Source organism: Cupriavidus pauculus (assembly GCF_008693385.1).
GTDB classification, from domain to species: Bacteria; Pseudomonadota; Gammaproteobacteria; order Burkholderiales; family Burkholderiaceae; genus Cupriavidus; species Cupriavidus pauculus_D.
In genome coordinates this window covers 1,089,969-1,115,050 of record NZ_CP044065.1, presented here as the reverse complement: position 1 = coordinate 1,115,050, position 25,082 = coordinate 1,089,969, and the positions used below count along the sequence as shown (strand labels likewise).

Sequence of the window (25,082 nt, the reverse complement as noted above, 5' to 3'; positions counted from 1 at the left end):
AGCGCGACTTGTTTCAAACCTCCAGCCACTCCTTCCGCACGACCGCATTCCCCTTGAGCTCCGCGGGCGTCCCCTCGAACACGATCTGTCCATGCCCCATCACGTACACGCGTTGGGAAATATCGAGCGCGATGGCGAGTTTCTGTTCGATCAGCAGGACCGAGATGCCGCGTTCGCGGAGCGCGCGGAGGGATTCGGCGACCTGGGCCACGATCAGCGGAGCGAGTCCCTCCGTGGGTTCGTCGATCAGCACGAGGTCCGGGTCGCCCATCAGCGTGCGGCACAGCGTGAGCATTTGCTGCTCGCCGCCGGAGAGTACGCCGGCGGGCGTGTGTTCGCGTTCGCGCAGGCGCGGGAACATCCGGTACATGTCGTCGAGGCACCAGCGCGGCTTCGGTTGGCGCGGGTTGCGTTTTTCGCCGAGCTGCAGGTTCTGCCGCACCGTCAGCGTCGGGAAAATATCGCGGTTCTCGGGGACGTAGCCGATACCGAGGTGGGCGATCTCGAACGTGCGATGCCCCAGCACATCGGTGCCACGCAGCTTTACCGCCCCCTCCGCGCGTACCATCCCGAGAATCGCCTTCGCGAGCGTCGAGCGGCCCACGCCATTGCGGCCAAGCAGCGCGACGATCTCCCCCTCGCCGATCTGCAGGTCCACGCCATGCAGGATATGGCTCTTGCCGTAGTACGCATGCAGTCTGGCTACATCGAGCATCGGCCCTGCCATCACGCCACCTCCGCATGGTCGTCGAGCGTGGTGCCGAGATACGCCTCCCGGACCTTCGGATTCGCGCGGATTGCCTCGGGCGTGTCGCTGGCGATCACTTCCCCATAGACGAGCACCGAGATCTTGTCCGCGAGCCCGAACACCACGCTCATATCGTGCTCCACCATGATCAGCGTCTTGCCCGCCGTCACCCTGCGAATCAGCTCCACCGCATGGTCGGACTCGGACCGGCTCATCCCCGCCGTCGGCTCGTCGAGCAGGATCACATCGGCGCCGCCCGCGATCGTGATGCCGATCTCGAGCGCGCGCTGCTCCGCATAGGTCAGCAGCCCGGCCTGCGTCTGGCGCCGATGCGTCATGCCGATCAGCTCGAGCACCTCTTCCGCGCGCAGCCGCGCATCGTGCAGGGCCGACAACCGGTGCCAGAACGAATAGCGATACCCGAGCGCCCAGAGCACCGCGCAGCGCAGGTTCTCGAACACCGACAGCCGATGGAAGATATTCGTGATCTGAAAGCTGCGCGACAGCCCCATCCGATTGATCTCGAACGGCCGCTTGCCCCCGATCTCCTCGCCATTGAGCTTCACCGACCCCGAACTCGGCGCAAAACGTCCCGACATCAGATTGAATGTCGTCGATTTGCCGGCGCCGTTCGGTCCGATCATCGCGTGCCGCTCGCCACGCGGCACGGACAACGTCACGCCGCGAATGATCTCGGTCTGCCCGAAGCGCTTGCGCACGTCGGTAAGTTCCAGCGCGGGCACTCCTGCCGTCATGCCACACCTCCGGTCTCGAACTGGATGCGCTCAAGCGTGGCCCGCACGCGCGCGGCCGCATGCCGCCACGCCAGCGCGCCCACGGCCCACAGCACCGCCGCGACGATCCATGGCACGGGCGTGCCGGCGTCGAACGGTATGCCCAGCAACGACATGGCCGTCCCGCCGGCGCTATCCACCTGCACCTTGTAGATCATCTCGATGGTCAGGATCGCCGCGGCCAGCAGCAGGAGCGCGGCCACCGCGCCCCGTCCGTAGGCGGGCAGCATCTGCCCGAAGCGGCGCGCCGCGATCAGCGGCAGCTGACGCAGCAGCAGGCTGGCAATGCCGCCCGGCACGAACATCACCATCAGCACGAAGAACAGCCCCAGATACAGCAGCCACGCCTTGGTCAGGTCCGACAGCGCCACCGCGAACAGAATGAACACGATGGCCCCGATCACCGGCCCGAAGAACACCCCCGCGCCGCCGATGAACGTCGCCAGCAACACGCCGCCGGAACGCACCGCGCTGACGTTCTCCGCCGAGACGATCTCGAAGTTGATGGCCGACAATGCCCCCGCGATACCCGCGAAGAACGCGGAGAGAATCAGCACGAGGTAGCGCACGCGCTGCGTGTTGTAGCCGATGAACTCCACGCGCTCGGGGTTGTCGCGCACCGCATTGGCAATGCGCCCGAGCGGCGTCTGCGTCCACGCATACATGCCGATCATCGACACGAGGCACCATGCGGCAATCAGGTAATAGACCTGCCGGCCGGGCCCGAACGTGATGCCGAGGAACGGATCGCCCACGACGCGATTGGTCGAGATACCGCCTTCCCCGCCAAAGAAGTCCGGAAACATCAGCGAGCTCGCGAACACCATCTCGCCGATGCCCAGCGTGATCATCGCGAACGTCGTGCCCGACCGCCGTGTGGTCACATAGCCGAACAGCACGCCGAAGAACGCGCCTGCCAATCCTCCCACGAGCGGCAGCATCGATACGGGAAACCATAGCTTGCCCGCGCCGATCATATTGAGCACATGCACCGCGATAAACGCGCCGAGCCCCGAATACACCGCGTGGCCGAACGACAGCATGCCGGTCTGCCCGAGCAGCATGTTGTACGACAGCGCAAAGATGATCATCACGCCCATCTGCGAGAGCAGCGTCACCGCGAACCCGCCCGGAAACAGCAGCGGCAGCACCAGCATGACCAGGGCGGTGAGGCCCCAGATCAGCCAGCGCGCGAGGTTCAGCGGACGGTAATGCATGGTCGTACCGGTCATGGATGCCATCCCTTACCCCTCCCGCGTGCCCATGAGCCCGCGCGGGCGCACGATCAGCATGACCACCAGCAGCAGATACGGCAGCACGGGCGCCACCTGCGCCACCGTGAGCTTCCACAGCGAACTCAGCGGCGTGGCGTCGGTGATGTCCAGTCCGATGCCGGCCACCACGCTGGCCACCGACGCATCGATCGTCACCGCGAACGTCTGCAGCACACCGATCAGGATCGACGCGATAAACGCGCCCACCAGCGAGCCCATGCCGCCGACCACCGCCACCACGAAGACGATCGATCCCACCGCCGCCGCCATCGACGGCTCGGTGACGAACGCATTGCCGCCGATCACACCGGCCAGCCCCGCGAGCGCCGCGCCGCCGCCGAACACCATCATGAACACGCGCGGCACGTTATGGCCGAGCGCCTCCACCATCTCCGGATGCGTGAGCGCGGCCTGAATCACGAGGCCGATGCGTGTGCGCGTCAGCACGAGGTAGATGCCCAGCAGCATCGCCAGCGACACGAGCATCATGAACGCGCGGTACTTCGGGAACGAGGACGTGAACACCGTGAACAGCGGGCCGTCGAGCTCGGGCGGCACGCGGTACGGCACCGCGGCAAGTCCCCACACGAGCTTGACGCCCTCTTCGATCAGGTACGCGAGCCCGAACGTGAACAGCAGCTCGGCCACGTGCCCGTACTTGTGCACGGTCCGCAGCCCAAAGCGCTCCACCAGCGCGCCCGCGCCCGCCACCAGCAGCGGCGCCACGATCAGCGCGGGCCAGAAGCCGATGGCCTGCGAGATCGTGTACGCCAGATACGCGCCGAGCATATAGAAGCTCGCATGCGCGAAGTTGAGCACGCCCATCATGCTGAAGATCAGCGTCAGGCCCGATGACAGCATGAACAGCAGCAGCCCGTAGCTGATGCCGTTCAGCAGAGAGATGATGAAGAATTCCACGGGGCGCGTTCCGGAGAATCAGCCCGGACGCTTCATCTGGCACGACGTCGGCTGCGCGGCCACGTACTGGTCGAGCACCGCATTGGTCTTCCAGCCGTATCCCGTGTTCTCCTGGTCGTATTTGACATCCTTGCCGTTGACCTTGGTCCACGTGGCCACCACGAGCGGCTGCTGGGCCTGATGATCGCTCGCGCGCATCTCGACGGTACCGTTCATGCTGTCCACCTTGATGCCGCCGAGCGCCTTGGCCACCTTGACCGGATCGGTCGACCCCGAGTCCTTGATCGCTTTGGCGAGCATCGCGACCCCCGTGTACGAGGCCACCACGTAGAAGTCGTCGTTGTACTTCTTCTTGAAGCCGTCGATCACCTCGGCGCCGCGGAACCCGTCGTTGTTCGGGTTGTAGTACCCGACGTAGCGCACGCGTTCGGCCCCCGCCGCGCCCATCGCGGTGGGCACGCCCGTGGTCGTCGCGTAGTACGTATAGAAGTTGGTGGTGAGGCTGGCGTCCTTGGCGGCCTTGACCAGCAGCGCGAGGTCGCTGCCCCAGTTGCCCGTGATCACCGTATCGGCGCCGGACGCCTTGATCTTGGCCGCGTACGGCGCAAAGTCCTTGACCTGCGCGAGCGGGTGCAGATCTTCGCCGACGATCTGGATATCGGGCCGCTTGCGCTTGAGGTATTCCTTCGCCGCGCGCGTCACCTGATGCCCGAACGAGTAGTTCTGGTTGATCAGGTACACCTTCTTGACCGCGGGATCCTTGGCCAGATAGGTGGTCAGCGCCTCCATCTTCATGTCGGAGTTCGCATCGAGCCGGAAATGCCAGTAGCTGCATTTGCTGTTGGTCATGTCCGGGTCCACCGCCGCGTAGTTCAGGTAGACGATCTCCTTGCCCGGATTGCGCTCGTTATGCTTGGCCACGGCGTCCTCGAGCGCGAGCCCCACCGACGAGCCGTTGCCCTGCACGATATAGCGGATGTTCTGGTCGGCCACCTGCTTGAGGATGGTCAGGCTTTCCTGCGGCGACAGCTTGTTGTCGAAGCCCACCACCTCGAACTTGTGCGGACCGCCCCACCCTTTCTGGTTCGCCACCTCGGCCACGTACTGCCAGCTCTTGAGCTGGTTCTGACCCACCGGGGCCATCAGGCCCGAGAGCGGATCGATAAACGCGATCTTGACGGTATCGGCAAAGGCCGGGAAAGCCAGCGAGGAACCGAACGCCGCCACTACAGCCGTGGCTGCCGCCAACGGACGCATCTTGGTCATGCCTGTCTCCTTCACTCTTTCTTATAGGGAGCTGCTATGCGGTCGGCAGCCTGTAGTCCGCGAATTGCTCGCGCAGCCTGAGCTTTTGCATCTTGCCCGTCGCGGTCAGCGGGATTTCGGTGACGAACGCCACGTCGTCGGGGATCCACCATTTGGCGACCTTGCCCTCGAAAAACTGCAGCAGCGCCTCGCGCGACACGTCCATGCCCGCGCGCTTCACCACCACGAGCAACGGCCGCTCGTCCCATTTGGGATGCCGCACAGAGATGCATGCAGCCATATGCACCGCGGGATGCGCGGCGGCCACGTTCTCGATGTCGATCGAAGAAATCCATTCGCCGCCGGACTTGATCACGTCCTTGCTGCGGTCGGTAATCTGCATATACCCGTCCGGGTCGATCGTCGCGACGTCGCCCGTGGGAAACCACCCATCCTCGTGCGCGCTCGTCTCCGCCCGGAAATAGCGGTCGATCACCCAGGGCCCGCGCACGAGCAGGTCTCCAAACGCCTTGCCGTCCCACGGCAACTCGCGCCCCTCGCCATCGACGATCTTCATGTCCACGCCATAGATCACACGGCCCTGCGTTTCCAGGATCCGGTGCTGCTCGTCCTCGGGCAGGTCCGCATGGCGCGCGAGCAGCTTGCACACGGTGCCCAGCGGCGACATCTCGGTCATGCCCCAGGCGTGGATCACCTCGACACCGAGCGCCTCCAGCGCGCGAATCATCGCGGGCGGCACGGCCGAGCCGCCGATCACGGTGCGGCGGAAGGTCGAGAATTTCAGGTCGTTGGCCTGCACGTGCTGCAGCAGGCCGAGCCATACCGTCGGCACGCCCGCGGAGAACGTCACCCCCTCGCGCTCGAACAGGTCGTACAGCGAGGCACCGTCGAGCTTCGGCCCCGGCAGCACGAGCTTGGCGCCGACCAGCGGCACCGCATAGGGCAGGCCCCATGCATTGACGTGGAACATCGGCACGACGGGCAGGATCACGTCGCGGGCCGAGCAGCCCAGCGCATCGGGCAGCGCCGCCGCGTAGGCGTGCAGCACCGTGGAGCGATGCGAATAGAGCGCGCCCTTCGGATTGCCCGTGGTGCCGGACGTATAGCAAAGGCTCGAGGCCTGGTTCTCGTCGAGCTCGGGCCACGTGTAGTCGCCGTCCTGCGCGTCCAGCAGATCCTCGTAGCACAGCAGCGGCACCTTGGCGTCCGCCGGCATATGCGCGCGGTCCGCCAGCATGATCCAGCCCCTGACCTTCGGGCAATGCGGGGCCACGCCTTCGACGAGGGGCAGGAACGTGGCATCGAAGCACACGTACTGGTCCTCGGCGTGATTGACGATATAGGCGATCTGCTCCGCGAACAGGCGCGGATTGATCATATGGCAGACGGCGCCCATGCCGGACACGCCGTAGTACAGCTCGAGGTGGCGGTAGCCGTTCCAGGCCAGCGTGCCGACGCGCTCGCCCTGCTGCACGCCGAGCGCGGCCAGCGCCTGGGCCAGCTTGCGCGCGCGTAGTTCGCAGTCGCGGTAGGTATAGCGGTGGAGATCGCCCTCGGTCCGTCGTGAAACGATTTCAGTCGTGCCGTAGTAGCGCGCGGCGTGCTTGATGATCGAAGAAATGAGCAATGGCGCGCCCATCATTTGACCCATCAATGCCATATGGTCGTCTCCATGGTCTCCAGCGTTTTTCTGGCACGGCCTCAAAAACGAACAATCGTGCTAATTTTGGGCCGAGTCTCGCAAAACCGGTGCACGTACAATACTGGTTGTCATATGCCGTCTCAACATGTCGTTTTCCCTAGCCCGAGACCGCACATACGTCCAACACAAGTCCTCCCGATGCCCCCAGATTCCGACCACAGCGCAACCCCCGGCGCTTCCGCCATGGCACGCATCCCGTTTGCCGTGCCCTTCACCACGGCGCCCGGCTTCGCGGAACTCGGCGAACGGTTCTTCACGCGCCTGTCGCCGACACCGCTGCCCTCGCCCTACCTCGTGAGCGTGGCGCCGGCCGCCGCGGAACTGCTCGGCTGGCGCGGCGATACCATCGGCGCGGAAGCGCGGCAACCGGCATTCATCGACACGTTCGGCGGCTGCGCGGTACCCGACTGGGCGGACCCGCTCGCAACCGTGTACTCGGGCCACCAGTTCGGCGTCTGGGCCGGTCAGCTCGGCGACGGCCGCGCGATCCGCCTCGCGGAAGCGCAAACGGCAGCGGGCCCGTGGGAGATCCAGCTCAAGGGTGGCGGACTGACGCCGTATTCGCGCATGGCCGACGGCCGCGCGGTACTGCGCTCGTCCATCCGCGAATTCCTGTGCTCGGAAGCGATGGCCGCGCTGGGCGTGCCGACCACGCGCGCGCTGTCCATCGTCGGCTCGGATGCTCCCGTGCGCCGCGAGACCATGGAAACCGCGGCCGTGGTCACGCGGCTGGCACCGTCGTTTATCCGCTTCGGCCATTTCGAACACTTTGCCGCGCGCGAGGACCACGACTCGCTGCGCCGCCTCGCGGACTTCGTGATCGACCGTTTCTATCCCGAATGCCGCGATGCGGGCGGCAACCCGTATCACGCGCTGCTGCGCGAGGTGTCGCTGCGCACGGCGGACCTGATGGCCCACTGGCAGGCGGTCGGTTTCTGTCACGGCGTGATGAATACCGACAATCTGTCGATCCTCGGGCTGACCATCGACTACGGCCCGTTCGGCTTTCTCGATGGGTTCGACGCCAACCATATCTGCAACCATTCCGATCAGCAGGGCCGCTATGCGTACAGCCAGCAGCCGCAGATCGGCTTCTGGAACCTGCATTGCCTCGCGCAGGCGCTGCTGCCGCTGTGGCGCGAAGACTTCGCGGACAGCGACGCGGCGGCCGAGTTCGCGCGCGAGGCGCTCGACCCGTACCGCGACCGCTATGCTTCGGCGTTTTTCCGGCACTATCGCGGGAAGCTGGGCCTGCAATCGGCGGACGACGGCGACGAGGCGCTGCTGACCGGGCTGTTCCAGCTGCTGCACGCCCAGCGTGTGGATTACACCTTGTTCTGGCGCAACCTCGCCCGCATATCGGGCAAGGATGGGGCTGCCGACGCGCCGGTGCGCGACCTGTTCCTCGATCGCGCCGCCTGGGATGCATGGGGCGCCGAGTACCGCGCACGGCTGCAAAAGGAGTCGTCCGACGATGCGGCCCGCGCGGTGGCGATGAATGCGGTGAATCCGAAGTACGTGCTGCGCAACCACCTGGCGGAAACCGCCATCCGCGCGGCGCGCGACAAGGATTTCGGAGAAGTGAACCGTCTGCTGGCCGTGCTGTCACATCCGTTCGACGAGCAGCCGGAAGCGGAACACTATGCCGCGCTGCCCCCGGACTGGGCTTCCGGATTAGAAGTCAGCTGCTCCTCGTAGCGACGCTATCAAAATGATCCTGGCGTCGTTGCGCGGCCTTGCCGTACCACTTGTACTGTCTGCGGCCGCGCGCCTAGCCAGGACCGCTTCGCTTCATTTTGATACCGTCGCCAAGGCGGTATAACGATTGAAAGGGAAACTGGAATGACCACGAAGAAAACCGACGCCGAGTGGCGCGAGCAACTCTCCGACATCGAATACCGCGTGGCGCGCGAATCGGCCACCGAGCGCCCGTTCACGGGCCGCTACTGGGACCACTGGGACCAGGGTATCTATCACTGCGTCGGCTGCGGCACCCCGCTGTTCGAGTCGGGCACGAAGTTCGACGCGGGCTGCGGCTGGCCGAGCTATTTCCGCCCGATCAACGGCGAGGTCATCGAGGAGCATACTGACCATAGCCACGGCATGACGCGCGTCGAGGTTCGCTGCAAGGAATGCGGCAGCCATCTGGGCCATGTGTTCGAGGATGGCCCCGCGCCGACCGGCCTGCGCTATTGCATCAACTCGGCTGCGCTAAAATTCGACGATCTCGATCCGGCCGACCGGCCCCCTGAAGCATGAAATTCCTGTTCGACCTGTTCCCGGTCATCCTCTTCTTCGTCGCCTTCAAGCTGTTCGGCATCTATCCGGCCACCGGCGTGGCGATTGCCGCGACGATCGGGCAGATCGCATGGGTGCGCGTGCGCCACGGCAAGGTGGAGCCGATGCAATGGATCAGCCTGCTGATCATCGTCGTGTTCGGCGGGGCGACGATCCTGCTGCACAACGAGACCTTCATCAAGTGGAAGCCGACCGTGCTGTACTGGCTGTTCGCGGTCACGCTGGTGGCCTCGGCCATCGGCTGGCGCAAGAACCTCATCCGCGCGATGATGGAGAAGCAGGTCACCCTGCCGGACCCGGTCTGGAGCCGCCTGAACCTCGCCTGGGCCGGCTTCTTCGCGGCGATGGGCGTGCTCAACCTGTATGTGGCCTACTCGTTCGACACCGACACCTGGGTCAACTTCAAGCTGTTCGGCAGCATGGGGCTGATGGTGGTCTTCATCGTGGTGCAGAGCATCTGGCTGTCGCGCCATATGCACGAGGCCCCCGCGGCGGAAGGCACGGCCGAAAAGAGGCCCGACTGATGGCAGCCGATCCCGCTCACATCGACGCGCTGCTGCGCGCGGCGCTCGCGCCCACCCACCTGACCGTCCGCGACGACAGCGCGGCCCATGCCGGCCATGCGGGCGCGGCGTCGGGTGGCGGTCACTATGACGTGACAATTGTCAGCGATCAATTCGCCGGCAAGACGCGCGTGACCCGACACCGCATGGTGTATGATGCGCTGCGCAGCTTGTTCCCCGCCCAGATTCACGCTCTGGCGGTCAGTGCATACACCGACGAAGAATATCAATCCCGCTAGATTTCCATGAAGATCACCGTCCTTTCGTTCAGCCTGGCCGCTGTGCTCGCTGCTGGCTGCCTGCCCGCTTTCGCCCAGAATGCCGCCGTCGTGAATGGCAAGCCCATCCCCTCGGCCAAGCTGGACAAGCTGATCGCCGGAACCGGCCAGCCTGCCAGTCCCGAGCTGCGCGACCGCGCCCGCACGATGCTGATCGACCGCGAGCTGCTGCTGCAGGAAGCCAACAAGCGTGGCATTACGCAACGCGACGACGTGCAGGAACAGCTGGAACAGGCCCGCCTGAACGTGCTGGCCGGCGCGGTGTTCGAAGACTACGTCAAGACCCACGGCGCCAACGACGACGAACTGCGCAAGCAGTACGACAAGATCAAGGCGCAGTTCGGCAACGGCAAGGAATACCACGCCCGCCACATCCTCGTGGAGAAGGAAGCCGACGCAAAGGCGATCATCGCCAAGATCAAGGGCGGCGCCAAGTTCGAGGACATGGCCAAGGCCTCGTCGAAGGACACTGGCTCGGCGGCCAACGGCGGCGATCTGGACTGGGCCAACAGCGGTAGCTACGTGCCCGAATTCTCGGCGGCCATGACGGGCCTGAAGAAGGGCCAGATGACGGACACGCCCGTGAAGACGCAATTCGGCTGGCACATCATCGAGCTCGTCGATGTGCGCGACCAGAAGATTCCGTCGTTCGAGGAAGTGAAGCCGCAACTGCAACAGATGCTGATGGGCGATCAGGCCTGGCAGCGCGAGCAGTTCCAGGCCATGATGAAATCGCTGAAGGACAAGGCGAAGATTCAGTAAGCCACACGCCCCTGCGCCGGCAAGACGGCGAGACGGCAAGACAACAAGGCACCTTCGGGTGCCTTGTTTTTTTTCGTCGCCATGCGGCCCACCGCACACAGCCGCATTCCGTCCGCTGCGGTGCAACGGTAAGATCGTCCGGCAATCCACCACGAGCGGGACGAGACACGATGGCGGCGGCAAGCGACTACTGGCACATGTGGCACCTCTACTCGCGCGGCGTCATCTACTGCGCGCTCGGTATGCCCAACGTCGAATGCACCGGCATGCGCTGGCGCGATCTGCAGGCCTACCTGCCCGTCCGCGACCGCTACGCGCAGACCAAGATGCTGCAGGCCACGATCGCGTTCATGGAAATCCGCGGCGAGATCGGCGTCCCGCCCAATGCGGACCGAATGCGCCTGCTGTACTCCAAATTCCTGCCGTGGAGCGCCCAGTTCCAGCCGACGGCCCTCCCGTCCGCGCTTTCGCCCGCGCTCCCGCCCGCAATCGACCAGGCCGCCTGAGACGCATCGGGCGCCTGCAACACCTCTCCCCGCCGTACCCGCTCTGCCGCATCAGGGGTTGCCCTGATGCGGCTTTTCTGATGTTGACAATCCAGATCCCGTGATCTACAACTTCGTTCACATATAAGAACTATTTTGTAGACAATCCTGTTTTCAATCACATGACCACAGGGCCACAGGAGACAGACATCATGCAAGTGACAGCGCCGACGGCCGTCGATACCCTCGCCGGAGTGCATCCGGAGAGCAACGCGTTGATCAAGCCAGGCTATGACGAACGGCTCACCAACGAAGATCTGGCGCCGCTGCGCAAGCAGACCTGGGGCACCTACAACATCTTCGCGTTCTGGATGTCCGACGTGCACAGCGTCGGGGGCTATATCACGGCCGGCAGCCTGTTCGCGCTGGGCCTCTCCAGCTGGCAGGTACTGGTCTCGCTGCTCGTCGGCATCCTGATCGTGCAGTTCTTCTGCAACCTCGTGGCCAAGCCGAGCCAGGTCACGGGCGTGCCCTATCCCGTAATCTGCCGCGCGTCGTTCGGCGTGCTCGGCGCCAATATCCCCGCGATCATCCGCGGCCTGATCGCCGTGGCGTGGTACGGCATCCAGACCTACCTCGCGTCGAGCGCGTTCCTGATTCTCGCGCTGCATTTCATGCCGTCGCTGGCCCCGTACGCCGACGTGAAGCTGCATGGCTTTGCCGGCCTGTCCACGCTCGGCTGGTGCGCGTTCATGACGCTGTGGGTCCTGCAGGCCCTCGTGTTCTGGACGGGCATGGAGACCATCCGCAAGTTCATCGACTGGGCAGGGCCCGCCGTGTACGTCGTGATGATCGCGCTCGCGATCTGGCTCGTGTCCAAAGCCGGCTGGGAGAACGTCAACTTCACGCTGAGCTTCCTCAAGTATCAGGGCTGGGACGCCGTGCCCGTGATGCTCTCGGCCATTGCGCTCGTGGTGTCGTATTTCTCGGGCCCGATGCTCAATTTCGGCGACTTCTCGCGCTATGCGAAGGACTTTCGCTCGGTGCGCCGCGGCAACTTCTGGGGCCTGCCCGTCAACTTCCTCGGTTTCTCGCTGCTGACCGTGATCACGACGTCCGCCACGCTGCCCGTGTTCGGCAAGCTGATTACCGATCCGGTGGAAACCGTGAGCCATATCGACAGCACGTTCGCGATGCTGCTCGGCGCGTTCACGTTCATGACGGCCACCATCGGCATCAATATCGTCGCCAACTTCGTGTCGCCGGCCTTCGACTTCTCGAATGTCTCCCCCAAGCACATCAGCTGGCGCACGGGCGGCATGATCGCCGCGGTGGCCTCGATCTTCATCACGCCGTGGAACCTGTACAACCACCCGACGATGATCCACTACACGCTGGACGTGCTCGGTGCCTTTATCGGCCCGCTGTTCGGCATTCTCATCGCCGACTACTACCTCGTGCGCCGGCAGCATGTGAAGGTGGACGATCTCTATACGCTGCGCCCCACGGGCAAGTACTGGTACAGCAAGGGCTACAATCCCGCCGCCGTCGCCACGATGATCCCCGCCGCGATCGTCCCGATCCTGTGCGTGATCGTGCCGGCCTGGCAGGGGCTGGCCAACTACAGCTGGTTCGTCGGCATGGGTATTGCACTGGTGCTCTACCGCGCGCTGGCGCCGCGCATGATGCGCGCGCATATCGCATGACCCTCTTCTTCCCCGTCAACTGACACTGCCATGAAGCTCAAGATCATCAACCCCAATACCACGCAGAGCATGACCGACAAGATCGGCGCATGCGCCCGCGCGGTGGCGGGCAGCGACACGCGCATCGTGGCCGTGAGCCCGCGCATGGGCCCGGCCTCCATCGAGAGCCATTACGACGAGGCGCTCAGCGTGCCCGGCATTCTCGAGGAGGTCAGCCTCGGCGAGCAGGATCATGTCGATGGCTATGTCATCGCCTGCTTCGGCGACCCGGGCCTGTACGCCGCACGCGAGCTTGCGCGCGGGCCGATCATCGGCATCGCCGAGGCCGCCATGCACGCGGCCAGCATGCTGGGCACGGGCTTCAGCGTGGTGACGACGCTCGCGCGTACCTGCAATATCGCGTGGCATCTGGCGGAGCGCTACGGCATGGAACGCTTCTGCCGCAACGTGCGCGCAAGCGACCTGCCCGTGCTGGACCTCGAGAAACCGGGCTCCGACGCGCGCCGCATCATCGCCGACGAGTGCCGGCGCGCGCTGGCCGAGGATCGCAGCGATTGCATCGTGCTCGGCTGCGCGGGCATGACCGACCTCTGCGAGGAGATCGGCGACGCGCTCGACGTGCCCGTGATCGACGGCGTGGCCAGCGCGGTCAAGATGGCCGAGGCGCTGGTTTCGCTGCGGCTCGCCACGAGCAAGCGCGGCGATTTCGCGCGGCCGTTGCCGAAGGCCTATTCGGGGTTGCTGGCCGATTACGCACTGAAATGATGCACCGCATGTAAACGGAACCGAGAATTCTTGTGTACGATATGCGCATCAATTGTCCCCACTCCGGTGCAGACGCCGGGCATATCGTTTCACACATGGCCACCACGGAAAGCCCCGCCGACGCCGAGCAGTCCCTCAACGAATCCATTTACCGCGACCTCCATAACGCCATCATGGAGCACCGGCTGCTCGCCGGCACCAAGCTCGTCGAGGAGCGCTTATGCGAGGTCACTGGCGCGAGCCGCGCGCGAATCCGCCAGGTCTTTGCGCGGCTTGCCCATGAAAAGCTCGTGACGCTGATTCCGAACCGCGGCGCATTTATCTCGAGCCCGACCATCGAGGAAGCGCGGCAGGTGTTCCAGGCTCGCCGCATGGTCGAGCGCGAGCTCGCCGCGCTGCTGGCATCGGAAGCCAAACCCGCGCAGATCCGGGCCATGCGCCACCATATCGGCGAGGAAGACGCGGCGCGGGCACGCGGCGACCGCGCGGCCGTCATCCGCTTGTCGGGCGGCTTCCATATCGTGCTGGCCGAACTCGCGGGCAATGCGATTCTGGAAAAACTCGTGCGCGAGATGGTGTCGCTGACATGCCTCATCATCACGCTGTACGACCGGCCGGGCGCGCCGGCCTGCCCCGAGCACGAGCATCGCGACCTCGTCGATGCCATCGAACGGCGCGACGCCGCGCGGGCGGAAGCGCTGATGGTCGATCATCTGCGGCATATCGAAGGCTCGCTCGACCTGTCCGTCCGGGAGACGGGTGTACCCGACTTCCACAGCATTTTTCATCGCGAATAACCGGAAAGACGAATTCTTGCACTGCAGCAATGCATCCTGCGCTCGGGTGTTCTATGCTTAACGTTCCTGCTATCTCTTTTATCGAAGGAGTTGAAGGATGACCTGGACCACCCCTGCATATACCGATCTGCGTTTCGGCTTCGAAATCACGATGTATATCGCCAACCGCTGATGACGATGCGCCCTTGGGCCATCGCCATCGGTCTGGCATGAGCCCGCCTCTCCGGCGGGCTTTTTGTTGTTTGTCTGTTTGTTGCGGCACGGGGACCAATGACGACGATTCGCGTACTGGGGTCGGCCGCCGGCGGCGGCTTCCCGCAATGGAACTGCAATTGCGCCAACTGCGACGGCGTGCGGCGCGGCACGATCGATGCGAAGCCGCGCACGCAGTCGTCCATCGCGCTGACGCAGAACGGCCAGGACTGGCTGCTGGTCAACGCCTCGCCCGATATCCTCGCGCAGATCCGCGCCACGCCCGCGTTGCAGCCGGCACGCGCCGCGCGCGATACGGGCATCGGCGCGGTGCTGCTGATGGATGCGCAGATCGACCACGTGACGGGCCTGCTGATGTTGCGCGAGCATCGTCAGCCGTTGCCGCTGTACGCCACGCCGTCGGTGCTCCGCGATCTCGACCGCGGCTTTCCGCTGCGCGGCATCCTGTCGCATTACTGCGGCGTGGACACGCACGAACTCGCGCTCGACAACGGCGCCTTCCGCGTGCCGCCGTTGCCCGATATCGATCTGCACGCGGTGCCGCTCGACAGCAAGCCGCCGCCCTATTCGCCCAATCGCGCCACGCCGCAGCCCGGCGACAATATCGGCCTGCGCATCGTCGATCGCGCGACCGGCCGTCGCGCGTTCTATGCGCCGGGGCTGGGCGCCATATCGCCCGAGGTGCGCGAGGAGCTCGATCGCGCGGACGTGGTGCTCGTCGATGGCACATTCTGGACCGACGACGAGATGCCGCGGCTCGGGCTCTCGGCAAAGCATGCGCGCGATATGGGGCACCTCGCGCAATCGGGGCCCGGCGGCATGATCGCGGCGCTCGATGCCTCGCGCGCGACACGCAAGATCCTTATTCATATCAACAACACGAACCCGATCCTCGTGGAAAACTCGCCCGAGCGGCGCGAGCTCGTCGCGCATGGTATCGAGGTTGCCCACGACGGCATGGAGATCGCACTGTGACCGCTCCCGCTATCTCGCCCGACGCACTGGCCGCGTTCGAAGCGCGCCTGCGCGGCATGGAATCGCGCTACCACATCCACCATCCGTTCAACCGGCGCATGGCCAGCGGCCAGTGCTCGCCCGAACAGATCCGCGGATGGGTCGCCAACCGCTTCTACTACCAGCTCAATATCCCGCTCAAGGACGCCGCGATCCTGTCGAATTGCCCCGATCGCGCCACGCGCCGCGAATGGGTCATCCGCATTCTCGATCACGACGGCACCGACACCGAGCCCGGCGGCATCGAGGCATGGACGCGCCTGGGCGAAGCCGTGGGCCTGACGCGCGAGCAACTGTGGTCTCAGGCCCTGGTCCTGCCCGGCGTGCGCTTTGCCGTCGATGCCTATGTGAACTTCGCGCGGCGCGCGCCATGGCAGGAGGCCGTGTGCTCGTCGCTGACGGAAATGTTCGCGCCCGCCATCCACAAGGAACGTCTGGCGGGCTGGCCCGATCAATATCCATGGATCCAGCCCGAAGGACTGGCCTACTTCCGATCGCGCATTCCGCTCGCGCAGCGCGATGTCGATCATGGGCTGCGCGTGACGCTCGATTACTTCCGCACGCCCGAGCAACAGACGCGCGCGGTGGAGATCCTGCAGTTCAAGCTCGACATCCTGTGGTCGATGCTCGACGCGATCGAAAAAGCGTATCCTGACTGAAGGACGGCTCCATGAACGACATCACGATGCCCCGGCTGGACAAGCTCTACCGGCTGCAATACGAAGAGGCCCAGAAGGCCTGGGTCCTGCTGTATCCGGAAGGCATGGTCAAGCTCAACGACAGCGCCGGCGCCATCCTGCAGCGCTGCGACGGCGCCCATACCGTTGCGATGATGGTCGACGAACTGCAACAGGCCTTCGGTATCGAAGGCATCGCCCCGGAGGTGGAGACTTTTGTCCAACACGCCATCGAGCGTGGCTGGCTTGTCTGAGCCCGCCACGATCGCTCCGCCGTTATGGCTGCTTGCCGAGCTCACGTATCGGTGCCCGCTGCATTGCGCGTTCTGCTACAACCCGCTCGACTATGCACGCCACGATCGCGAGCTCGATACCTTGCAGTGGCAGCGCGTGCTGACCGAAGCGCGCGCGCTCGGCGCCGCCCAACTCGGGTTCTCGGGCGGCGAGCCGCTGCTGCGCGATGACCTCGAAGCGCTTGTCGCGCATGCGCGCGGGCTAGGCTTCTACACCAACCTCATCACGTCGGGCGTGGGCCTGACCGATGCGCGCCTCGGCGCGCTGCGCGAGGCCGGTCTCGACCATATCCAGCTGTCGTTCCAGGACTCCACACGCGAGATGAACGACTTCCTCTCCAGCACGCGCACGTTTGCGCTCAAGCAGCGTGTGGCGTCGCTGATCAAGGCGCATGGTTACCCGATGGTGCTCAACTGCGTGCTCCATCGCTACAACCTGCCGCACGTGGGGGCCATCATCGAGATGGCGCTCGAGATGGGCGCCGAGTATCTGGAACTCGCGAACACGCAGTATTACGGCTGGGCGTGGGAGAACCGTCTGGCGCTGATGCCGACCGAGGAACAGTTGCGCGAAGCGGAGGCCGTGGTGGCCGAGTACCGCGCGAAGATCGGCAAGCGTTGCCGCATCCTGTTCGTGGTGCCCGACTACTACGAGACGCGGCCCAAGAAGTGCATGAACGGCTGGGGCTCGGTGTTTCTTGGCGTGGCGCCCGACGGTGCCGCGCTGCCCTGCCATGCGGCGCGCGGATTGCCGGGTCTTGCGCTGCCCAATGTCACCGCGCATTCGCTCGAGGATATCTGGTATCGCAGCGATGCGTTCCAGCGGTTTCGCGGCACCGCGTGGATGCCCGAGCCGTGCCGCAGCTGCGACGAGCGCGAGAACGATCTTGGCGGGTGCCGGTGTCAGGCGTTTCTGCTGACGGGAGATCCCACGCGCACCGATCCCGTCTGCGACAAGTCGCCGGATCACGCGCGCGTGCGCGAGGTCGTGCTGCACGGCGCAGCCGCACGCCATGACGCCACGGCGGGCCATGGCATTGCCGCCGGCGAGTATCCACTCGTCTTTCGCGGCGACGCCGCGTCGCGCGCGTTTGCGTCGGGCGCCAAGCCGCGCTAGCGGTCGGCGTCCAACGGCAACGCCGCAATCGCAGCCTTCAGCGCGGCAGCCATCTTCCCAACGGGCAGATGGCCCGCGTCGACCCACTGCAACGTCGCCGCAGGCAACACCTCCCGGAGCCGCCGCGCATTGCGTGGATCGCAGACCCGATCGCGCCGGCCATGAAGAATCGTCACGGGGATGCCTTGCAGACCAGCGTCGCGCGCGGCCCGCAGCACAGCCGGCTTGCCCAGCCACGCACGATGCCGCAGGTAATGCGCCTGAATCCGATACCGATGCCGCCGCAACGCCCGTTGCCGCCCCGCCGTGCCCGCCGCGCGCACCTTGCGCACCGGCCGCAACCGCAACGCGCTCCGCTCCACACGCTCGTAACCCTCGGCCAGACGATGCTGCGCCCCGCGCGCGCCATGCAGCAGCCGATTGACCGCCGCGCCGAACGCCCCCCGCGCGTCGGGCACACGCACTCCGGCAGGCCGCACATCGTGCAACATCGACAGCCCCCGCTGCCGCGGCGAGAACAGCCGCAAGATGTCATCCCACCCGGTCAGGAAACTGCCCCGCAACACGATGCGCGCCACCGACGCCGGATGCCGCGCCGCATAGGCGAGCGCCAGCGCCGCGCCCCACGATCCGCCCACCACGCCCCATCGCGCGATGCCCAGATGCGCGCGCAGCGCCTCCAGATCCGCAATCAGCGATGTCACCGAATTGCGCCGCAGCGAGCCCGAGGGCCTCGACGCGCCCGCCCCGCGCTGGTCGGGCATCACGACGCGGTGCCGCGCGAGGTCGAACCATGCGGTCATCGCGGGATAGCAGCGCCCGCCGGGCCCGCCATGCACGACGACCCATGGCTCGCCATCGGCGGGCCCTGCCACCGATACATGCAGCCGATGGCCATCGGGACGGCGGAGATAGAACGAGGAAACGGAATTGGAAGGTCGCATTGAGGTCTCACACGGCCGCGGGCACCTGCGTCCGCAGATAGTCCACCACGCGCGCGACGCGTGGCGACAGTGCCCATTCGGAACGATGAATCAGCCAGAGTTTGTCGATCACGGGCGCGTCGCAGTCGAGCACGCGAATCTGGTCCTGATGCGCGAATGCCTGCCGCGCATAACGTGGAATCACGGTAAAGCCAAACCCGCGCGCGACGGGCTCGAGCATCAGGCTGATCTGATTGCTGAACCCGCGGCATGGCAGCGTGCTGACGCCCGGATTGCCCGGGTAGTGCCGGCTCAAGAGGCGATTGGCCATCGCCTTGCCGTCCGGATGGTCGCAGAAGCCGATGCGCTGCAGATCGTCCCAGCCGCGCACGCGTTCGCTCGCCGGATAGACGAGCTCGAGCGGTTCCTCGCTGAACGGACTCGCGGTCAGGCGCGTGTCGTCGGGACGCAGCGAGACGAGGCCCACGTCGAAGCGGTTCTGCAGTACCGCGTCGAGGGTTTCGGCATCGGGCGCGAAGCGATGGCGAATGATCAGGCCAGGCGTCCTTCCCTGCAGGTCCAGCAGGCGCGGATAGAGGAACAGGCCGATGCTGCCGGGCGTGATCAGGCCGACCACGCCGCTATCGGCATGGGCGCTCAGCTGCGCGCGCAGGCGGTCGTTGGCGGCCTCCATGTCGGCGCAGTATTCGAGCAGGACCTTGCCGGCCGGCGTCAGCTCCACGGCACGCGGGCGCCGGATCAACAACGGGCCCAGCGCCTCCTCGAGGTGGCGAACATGCTGGCTGACGGCGGCCTGCGTGAGGCCGAGCTGGTCCGCCGACTGGGTAAAGCTGCCGGTCTGCGCCACGAGGGCGAACGATCGTAGCCATTGCGGGTTGAACATAACAAACTCTTATTGAAGCGATAACGCGCGGATGGTTTTCATTATAGAGAAGCCTCGCTAATATTGCTGCGTCGCAATACGCACGGAATTTCCACATGACTACGCCCGCACTTTTCACCCCGTTCACGCTGAAAGACGTCACGCTCCGCAATCGTATTGCGGTCCCCCCGATGTGCCAGTACAGCGCCGTCGATGGTTTCACCAACGACTGGCACCTGTCGCACTACGCGGGGCTGGCGCGCGGCGGCGCGGGCCTCGTTATCGTCGAGGCCACGGCGGTCTCGCCCGAAGGCCGTATCACGCCGGGATGCACGGGTCTGTGGAACGACGAGCAGGCAGTGGGCATGAAGCGGATTGCCGAGGCCATCCAGGCTGGCGGCGCGGTGCCGGGTATCCAGATCGCGCACGCGGGCCGCAAGGCGAGCGCGAATCGCCCGTGGGAAGGCGACGACCATATCGCCGAAGCCGATGCGCGCGGGTGGAAGATCATCGGCCCGTCGGCCAAGGCATTCGGCGCGCATCTGCCGAAGGTGCCGGAAGCGATGACCGAGGACGATATCGCCCGCGTGAAGGCCGATTTCGTCGCCGCCGCGATTCGCGCGCGCGATGCCGGTTTTCAATGGCTCGAGCTGCATTTCGCGCACGGCTATCTGGCGCAGAGCTTCTTCTCCGTGCATGGCAACGCGCGCACGGACGGCTATGGCAACGACGCCATCGGCCGCGGCCGTTTCCTGCTGGAAACGCTGGCCGCCGTTCGCGAAGTCTGGCCGCAGAACCTGCCGCTGACCGCGCGCTTCGGTGTCATCGAGTACGACGGCAACGACGAGCAGACGCTCAAGGAATCGATCGAACTGGTCCGCGCGATGCGCGAGGGCGGCCTCGATATGCTGAACGTCAGCGTGGGCTTTTCCACGCCCGACGCGCAAATCCCGTGGGGCCCCGCGTTCCTGGCCCCGATCGCCGAACGCGTCCACCGCGAGGCCGGCATCCCGGTCGCCTCGTCGTGGGGCATCGACGACCCCGAGATCGCCAACCGCGTGGTCGAACAAGGCCAGATGGACCTCGTGATGGTCGGCCGCGCCATGCTGTCGAACCCGCACTGGCCGTACCAGACCGCCATGAAGCTCGGCGTGGAACGCCCGTCGTGGGTCCTGCCCGCGCCGTACGCGCACTGGCTGGAACGCTATCGCGTGCAGTCGGCGTAAAGCCTGCCTGAACACGATCCCGGCCGGGCCCCGCGCATCCGGCCGGCGGTTGTGTGGCGAAGCGCCACCTACTCGGTGACCGCCGTCCGAACGATATAGCGCGATTTCGTGCGATAGCTGTAGAGCACCAGTGTCAGCTCGCGACCGTCGTCGCGCAGATCGAGGATCTTCCAGCCATCTCCTGTGAAAGCCGGGTGCTCGGCCCACATGTTCACTTGCCGCAGGCGTCTGAAGTCCTGCAGGCCGCGCTCGGTGAGCCAGATTTCGAGCTTGCCCGAGCCAGCCATGGCCTTGAACATGTAGAGACGCCGGTTCTCGCAGATCGCCTCGATCCAGCCTCCTTGCTCGGCCGTGAAATACACCGCATTGCCGATTCTCAGCGCCGCATCCTCGCCAAGCCGGAGCAGGCTGCCGTCATTGTCGCCGCGGTTCGCCCATCGGATGTCGGTGGGGCAATTGCGCACGGCTGTACGATCGGTCTTTGTGCCCGTGTCCGGCGCCTCCGGGTCTGCATTGCCCGGCAACGGCCCCTCCCCCTGTGGTACGACGACGGCGCGATGGACTGGCCGCACGAGCGCCACGCGGGGCAGGATCGGCGCCGGAGCCTTATCGGGTAATCCGAGGGCCGTTTGCACCAACTGGCGAGGCTGTCCGCCGCGCACGCCGTACGGATCGAAGGCCGGACAAAACCGGCCATTGGACGTTTCCTGCCGCCACGCGCGGCTGAAGATCACGCGGCCCGCATGGCCCTCGCGCAGGGTCAACTGGTAGCCCGCCCTGCCGTCCTTGTGCCTGCCTTCGACGAGCAAGGTGGCGCCGCTATCGCCACGCCCCTCGCTGGGAACCGAGACGACGACGCGCTCTCCGTCCCGCGTTTCCGCCCAATAATCGCGACCCTCGACGCGAATCGCCGGCGCACCCCATTTCAGCAGAGTGTCGGCCCATCCGTGCCCGAGTCCGGAAGACAGGCCGACGACGACTTCCAATGGTCCCTGCAACGCCCGCAGCGGCTCGGCAATGCCCTCTGGCTCGGCGGTACAGACCTGCCCCATGCGAAACACGACATCCTTCAGGTATTCGCGCTCGGCGTCATTCGGATGCCGGCGATCGAGCAGATAGAGCCTTAGCGACGTCATCGCAACGATGACCGCCAGCGCAACGCCCAGACAACGCAGGCCGTCCGCGGTCCACGCGGTTTGCCGACGCCGAATGCGCTCTTCCTTCAGATAGGTGCCCGCCGCGACGATCGCTACCGCCATTGCGACAAACCACAGGACCGCGCCGAGCCCGAAGCCATAGACCGAAGTCTCGTTCGCGTTGGCATTCAGCCGGAGCGCGTCGAACCGAAAGGTATCGAGCGCGACCGCAAACGCCAGCAACGATCCGATCACCGCGACCCAGGCGCGCTCCCTGACATAAAGCCACAGCATCGAAAACAGGAATAGCGGGTTCGCAAACCACGCAAAGGCACCCTGAAGCGGACCTTGCCAGCCAATCGCCAGAATTTTGTATCCATGCAAGCGAAAGCCGTTATGGAAAGTCATGCCAATGGCGACCAACGAGGCGATCCAGATCAGGAGGGCCAGCGTAGCCAGCACGATGGACCGAGACACTTTCACGGCTGACCCATTCATATTGGACTGTTCGATATCTGGATGCGCATCGCGCGGAAGCGTGCCAGCCTATCAAAGCCATGCGCGGACGGCATCCAACCTGAAGGGGGGTCGTGGGGTGGCTTGCAAACTCTGTCGTGCAGCACCAACACCCCACTTCATTCTCAGACGCTGACAATCTTGTAATGATTCGGTCAGTCTCGGGTCAGTGCCTGGCGCCAATACTGGGTACAAGTTCATCGCACGATGACTTCCGCCAACAAGGCAAACCAACCCAGGAGGTACCTATCATGAAAACCCTTGCACGCACCCTGCTCGTCGCCTGCACCCTGGCCGTCCCGGCCCTCTCGTTCGCCCAGACCGTCGATCAGAATGGCCCGGTCACCCGCGCCGAAGTCCGCGCGGATCTGGTCCGTGTGGAAAAGGCCGGCTTCACGCCGTTCCGTGGTGACAACTACACGTACCCGGCCGCCATCCAGCGTGCCGAAGCCAAGATCAATGCGCAGGATCAGGTCGCGACCGCCACCACCCCGTCGCTGACGCCGAGCGTCAAGCTCGTCGCCGCGAATACGTCGCACCAGCACTATCGCATCGACGATTCGCGCAGCGTCTACACGGACGGCGCCTGATGCAGGGCAGCGCCATCACCCACGCCGCGCGCGGTTAGGTCGTATTGCGCGCGGCGTGCGTGACCGCGGTGGCGAACGCCGGAAGCATCTTCCGCATCGACGCGTTTGGCACCACGACACCCCGGACTACCGGCAATCGCTGTTCCACCACTTCGAACCCGAAGTGTGCAAAAAACGGTTGCGCGGTACGGCTCACGTCCGAAGTCAGCCACGGCAGGCGTTGTCGTCCGGCATGGTCATGAATCGTCTCCATGAGCAAACGCCCCGCCCCTTTGCGCGCGTAGTCGCCCGCGACAAAGAAATGATCGATATACCCGTTCGGCTGCAGATCCGCGTAGGCGACAAGCACGCCATCTGCCTCGATCACGAACGGATCGATAGTCCTGATCCGCGCCTCCCAGACGCCAGGATCCAGATCCGCAGGCGCCCACGCCGCGATCTGCGCCGCGTCATAGTCCCGACTCGCGATCCGATGGATCGCGGAGAAGAACACCCGGAATAGCGCCGCCTCATCGCCGACGCGAAACTTGCGCACACGCATGGTCAACCGAACTCGTCATGCTGTGGCAGCGCATCCGTAATCGTGTACCACGGCGCCTTCGATCCCACAAAGATATGCGCGGCCGGCCGAATGCTCGGCGCATCGGCAAGCGTCCCCAGCGTGACGTGCACATATGCGCCATCCCGCACTACCGAGAACATCAGACTGCCGCAGATCCTGCAACGCACGTCGTGCGCCGACTGTGTATCGCCAAAGATCGACACATCGCCCTCCCCCTGCGTGATCCGCAACTTGTCTCGCGCAATCCCCGCAAACGGCTTGAACGCGGAGCCCGTGGCGCGGCGGCAATTCGAACAGTGGCAGTTCAACGCGTAGGCGAAGTCGTCCTCCACGGCGTATCGAATCGCACCGCAAAGACACCCACCGGCAAGGATTGGTTTTTTCATGGTCATGAACGCCTTGAAAAGCAAAGGCTGACACCTACCCAGCCCTGTTCGCCACCGAAGCCTCGAACACCCTTCGGTAATTCCCCCCCAACACCTGCTCCGTCTCCGCCTGAGAGAACCCCTCCGCCAGCAACGCACTCCCCAACAGCGGCAGCTGCGCATAGCTCGTGAACACCGGTGGCGAGATAAAGCCGAGCATGTCCGTCCCGAGCCCGACGTGCGCGACGCCCACCACATCCGCCATGCGCCGGAACCCATGCGCCATCTCCCGCAGATCGTGGAACGAGCCCGCGCTTGGCCAGACGCCGATGACGCCGCCCGTCTCCGCGATCGCGCGCGCATGGTCGGCGGAGATCGAGCGGCCGCGTGCGGAGGGGCGCGTCACCAGCGCGGTATGCGACAGCACGAGCGGCTTCGTCGAGACGGACGCCGCGCGCTTCACCAGGTCGTACGTACCATGCGCGACATCGACGACGATGCCCAGCGCATTGCAGCGCCGCACGACATCGGCGCCGAAATCGGTGAGCCCGCCCTGCGCCGGCGCCTCCGTCTGGATATCGCCGAGCTCGTTCACGCGATAGTGCGTCAGCTGCAATTGCCGCAGCTTGTGCAGTTCAAACGCTTCATCGACGCGATCCACCTGCCCTTCGAGAAAATCCGCGCCCTCGGCCGTGACGATCACGCGCGGCCCATCCCCACCCGACCGCAGCGCGCCCGCATCGGTGACGATGCTCAACCCTTCCTGCGCGCAAAGCGCCTTCGCGCGCTCGAACGACAGCTGCGACAGCCGATAAAGCTCGCCCGGCTCGGGCTTGCGCCAGGCTTCGAACCTGCGCCGATCCGCGGACACACGCGTAGCGGCCGTATCCGCCACGATGGCGAGGCAGATCACGTTCATCCCACCCTCGACCATCGGCCCGCGCAGCGACGTGAACGGACGATGCAACCCCGTCGCCGGATCGCGCGACAGCGTGACGCGCCCCGCATGGCTATGCATATCGATGGTCACGGCACCGGGCGACGCACGCCATGGAGGCGCGTCACCCTCGGCCCCACCACCGGAACGCCCCGGCGTGCAGGCCACCACGCCCAGCGCGGCCCCGAGCGCCAGAAACGCGCGCCTGCGCGGCCTGAACGCGGACATGGCCACGGTGTCACCGCCTGTGGGGGACCTTGCTTGCGAGCGCGCA

Annotated in this window: 28 protein-coding genes; 16 read left to right on the top strand and 12 right to left on the bottom strand. The window is 65.3% G+C overall.

All coding sequences use genetic code 11. From position 1 onward, the window contains the following. Positions 1–13 precede the first annotated feature (13 nt). From FOB72_RS05145 to FOB72_RS05120, 6 genes are read right to left on the bottom strand one after another with little or no spacing between them, the layout of a single operon-like run. Positions 14–727, bottom strand: a complete 714-nt coding sequence (locus FOB72_RS05145) for an ABC transporter ATP-binding protein (protein WP_150371546.1) — start codon at positions 725–727, stop codon at positions 14–16. Further along, positions 727–1,503, bottom strand: a complete 777-nt coding sequence (locus tag FOB72_RS05140) for an ABC transporter ATP-binding protein (RefSeq protein WP_150371545.1) — start codon at positions 1,501–1,503, stop codon at positions 727–729. Before FOB72_RS05140 ends, FOB72_RS05145 begins: the two co-directional genes overlap by 1 nt. Next, positions 1,500–2,783, bottom strand: coding sequence for a branched-chain amino acid ABC transporter permease (locus FOB72_RS05135; protein WP_150371544.1), 1,284 nt, complete (start codon positions 2,781–2,783; stop codon positions 1,500–1,502). Before FOB72_RS05135 ends, FOB72_RS05140 begins: the two co-directional genes overlap by 4 nt. 3 nt (positions 2,784–2,786) lie before the next feature. Beyond that, positions 2,787–3,734, bottom strand: coding sequence for a branched-chain amino acid ABC transporter permease (locus FOB72_RS05130; RefSeq protein WP_150371543.1), 948 nt, complete (start codon positions 3,732–3,734; stop codon positions 2,787–2,789). 18 nt (positions 3,735–3,752) lie between these two features. Continuing rightward, entirely contained in the window at positions 3,753–5,000 is a 1,248-nt protein-coding gene (locus FOB72_RS05125; protein WP_150371542.1) for a branched-chain amino acid ABC transporter substrate-binding protein, read from the bottom strand. Positions 5,001–5,034: 34 nt separating this feature from the next. Further along, positions 5,035–6,660 carry a 3-(methylthio)propionyl-CoA ligase gene (locus tag FOB72_RS05120; RefSeq protein WP_150371541.1) on the bottom strand — a complete coding sequence of 542 codons (1,626 nt, stop codon included), beginning with the start codon at positions 6,658–6,660 and terminating at the stop codon, positions 5,035–5,037. A gap of 225 nt (positions 6,661–6,885) precedes the next feature. Between FOB72_RS05120 and FOB72_RS05115 the strand changes: the two genes are divergently transcribed. The 14 genes from FOB72_RS05115 (at position 6,886) to pqqE (ending at position 17,670) form a co-directional block, all read left to right on the top strand. Further along, positions 6,886–8,400: a protein adenylyltransferase SelO gene (locus FOB72_RS05115; protein ID WP_223851421.1), complete on the top strand. Its 1,515-nt coding sequence runs from the start codon at positions 6,886–6,888 to the stop codon at positions 8,398–8,400. A 144-nt stretch (positions 8,401–8,544) separates the two neighbouring features. Beyond that, complete coding sequence (gene msrB / locus FOB72_RS05110; RefSeq protein ID WP_150371539.1) at positions 8,545–8,961, top strand: peptide-methionine (R)-S-oxide reductase MsrB; 417 nt, start codon at positions 8,545–8,547, stop codon at positions 8,959–8,961. Further along, positions 8,958–9,524: a septation protein A gene (locus tag FOB72_RS05105; RefSeq protein WP_150371538.1), complete on the top strand. Its 567-nt coding sequence runs from the start codon at positions 8,958–8,960 to the stop codon at positions 9,522–9,524. The genes msrB and FOB72_RS05105 overlap by 4 nt, the downstream gene beginning before the upstream one ends. Then, positions 9,524–9,802: a BolA family protein gene (locus tag FOB72_RS05100; RefSeq protein WP_150371537.1), complete on the top strand. Its 279-nt coding sequence runs from the start codon at positions 9,524–9,526 to the stop codon at positions 9,800–9,802. The genes FOB72_RS05105 and FOB72_RS05100 overlap by 1 nt, the downstream gene beginning before the upstream one ends. Before the next feature lie 6 nt (positions 9,803–9,808). Beyond that, positions 9,809–10,603, top strand: a complete 795-nt coding sequence (locus tag FOB72_RS05095) for a peptidylprolyl isomerase (RefSeq protein WP_109580918.1) — start codon at positions 9,809–9,811, stop codon at positions 10,601–10,603. Between the two features lie 170 nt (positions 10,604–10,773). Beyond that, on the top strand, positions 10,774–11,109 hold the full coding sequence (locus FOB72_RS05090; protein ID WP_191002194.1) for a hypothetical protein: 336 nt from the start codon (positions 10,774–10,776) through the stop codon (positions 11,107–11,109). A gap of 191 nt (positions 11,110–11,300) precedes the next feature. Further along, positions 11,301–12,794, top strand: coding sequence for an NCS1 family nucleobase:cation symporter-1 (locus tag FOB72_RS05085; RefSeq protein WP_223851420.1), 1,494 nt, complete (start codon positions 11,301–11,303; stop codon positions 12,792–12,794). A 30-nt stretch (positions 12,795–12,824) separates the two neighbouring features. Then, positions 12,825–13,559, top strand: a complete 735-nt coding sequence (locus tag FOB72_RS05080; RefSeq protein ID WP_150371536.1) for an aspartate/glutamate racemase family protein — start codon at positions 12,825–12,827, stop codon at positions 13,557–13,559. A 95-nt stretch (positions 13,560–13,654) separates the two neighbouring features. Then, a complete protein-coding gene (locus FOB72_RS05075; protein ID WP_223851419.1) occupies positions 13,655–14,356 on the top strand; it encodes a GntR family transcriptional regulator in 702 nt (233 codons plus the stop codon). 97 nt (positions 14,357–14,453) lie between these two features. Beyond that, complete coding sequence (pqqA, locus tag FOB72_RS05070) at positions 14,454–14,528, top strand: pyrroloquinoline quinone precursor peptide PqqA (protein ID WP_109582639.1); 75 nt, start codon at positions 14,454–14,456, stop codon at positions 14,526–14,528. Between the two features lie 98 nt (positions 14,529–14,626). Next, a complete protein-coding gene (gene pqqB / locus FOB72_RS05065) occupies positions 14,627–15,544 on the top strand; it encodes a pyrroloquinoline quinone biosynthesis protein PqqB (RefSeq protein ID WP_150371535.1) in 918 nt (305 codons plus the stop codon). Positions 15,545–15,600: 56 nt separating this feature from the next. Further along, positions 15,601–16,242 (top strand): pyrroloquinoline-quinone synthase PqqC, encoded by a 642-nt coding sequence (gene pqqC / locus FOB72_RS05060; protein ID WP_263364773.1) that lies wholly within the window; start codon positions 15,601–15,603, stop codon positions 16,240–16,242. Positions 16,243–16,253: 11 nt separating this feature from the next. After that, the gene (gene pqqD / locus FOB72_RS05055) at positions 16,254–16,514 is read left to right on the top strand and encodes a pyrroloquinoline quinone biosynthesis peptide chaperone PqqD (protein WP_223851418.1); all 261 of its coding nucleotides are present in this window, start codon (positions 16,254–16,256) and stop codon (positions 16,512–16,514) included. Continuing rightward, positions 16,507–17,670, top strand: a complete 1,164-nt coding sequence (pqqE, locus tag FOB72_RS05050) for a pyrroloquinoline quinone biosynthesis protein PqqE (protein WP_223851417.1) — start codon at positions 16,507–16,509, stop codon at positions 17,668–17,670. The genes pqqD and pqqE overlap by 8 nt, the downstream gene beginning before the upstream one ends. On the opposite strand, the gene FOB72_RS05045 is transcribed toward pqqE, so the two are convergent. Further along, entirely contained in the window at positions 17,667–18,614 is a 948-nt protein-coding gene (locus FOB72_RS05045) for an alpha/beta fold hydrolase (RefSeq protein WP_150371532.1), read from the bottom strand. The two genes, pqqE and FOB72_RS05045, sit on opposite strands and share 4 nt — an antisense overlap. 7 nt (positions 18,615–18,621) lie before the next feature. Further along, complete coding sequence (locus FOB72_RS05040) at positions 18,622–19,497, bottom strand: LysR family transcriptional regulator (protein ID WP_150371531.1); 876 nt, start codon at positions 19,495–19,497, stop codon at positions 18,622–18,624. Between the two features lie 95 nt (positions 19,498–19,592). Between FOB72_RS05040 and FOB72_RS05035 the strand changes: the two genes are divergently transcribed. Further along, positions 19,593–20,702, top strand: coding sequence for an NADH:flavin oxidoreductase/NADH oxidase (locus FOB72_RS05035; protein ID WP_150371530.1), 1,110 nt, complete (start codon positions 19,593–19,595; stop codon positions 20,700–20,702). 68 nt (positions 20,703–20,770) lie between these two features. Here the strand turns inward: FOB72_RS05035 and FOB72_RS05030 are convergent, their stop codons facing one another. Beyond that, positions 20,771–22,300 (bottom strand): hypothetical protein, encoded by a 1,530-nt coding sequence (locus tag FOB72_RS05030; RefSeq protein WP_150371529.1) that lies wholly within the window; start codon positions 22,298–22,300, stop codon positions 20,771–20,773. 305 nt (positions 22,301–22,605) lie between these two features. Here FOB72_RS05030 and FOB72_RS05025 point away from each other — a divergent pair, with 305 nt between their 5' ends. Then, positions 22,606–22,944 (top strand): DUF4148 domain-containing protein, encoded by a 339-nt coding sequence (locus tag FOB72_RS05025; RefSeq protein WP_150371528.1) that lies wholly within the window; start codon positions 22,606–22,608, stop codon positions 22,942–22,944. Positions 22,945–22,978: 34 nt separating this feature from the next. Here the strand turns inward: FOB72_RS05025 and FOB72_RS05020 are convergent, their stop codons facing one another. The 3 genes from FOB72_RS05020 to FOB72_RS05010 are packed head-to-tail and all read right to left on the bottom strand — an operon-like array spanning position 22,979 to position 25,036. Further along, on the bottom strand, positions 22,979–23,485 hold the full coding sequence (locus FOB72_RS05020; protein ID WP_150371527.1) for a GNAT family N-acetyltransferase: 507 nt from the start codon (positions 23,483–23,485) through the stop codon (positions 22,979–22,981). 2 nt (positions 23,486–23,487) lie between these two features. Further along, entirely contained in the window at positions 23,488–23,892 is a 405-nt protein-coding gene (locus FOB72_RS05015) for a GFA family protein (protein ID WP_150371526.1), read from the bottom strand. Positions 23,893–23,926: 34 nt separating this feature from the next. Further along, positions 23,927–25,036 carry a dipeptidase gene (locus FOB72_RS05010; protein WP_223851416.1) on the bottom strand — a complete coding sequence of 370 codons (1,110 nt, stop codon included), beginning with the start codon at positions 25,034–25,036 and terminating at the stop codon, positions 23,927–23,929. Positions 25,037–25,082 lie beyond the last annotated feature (46 nt).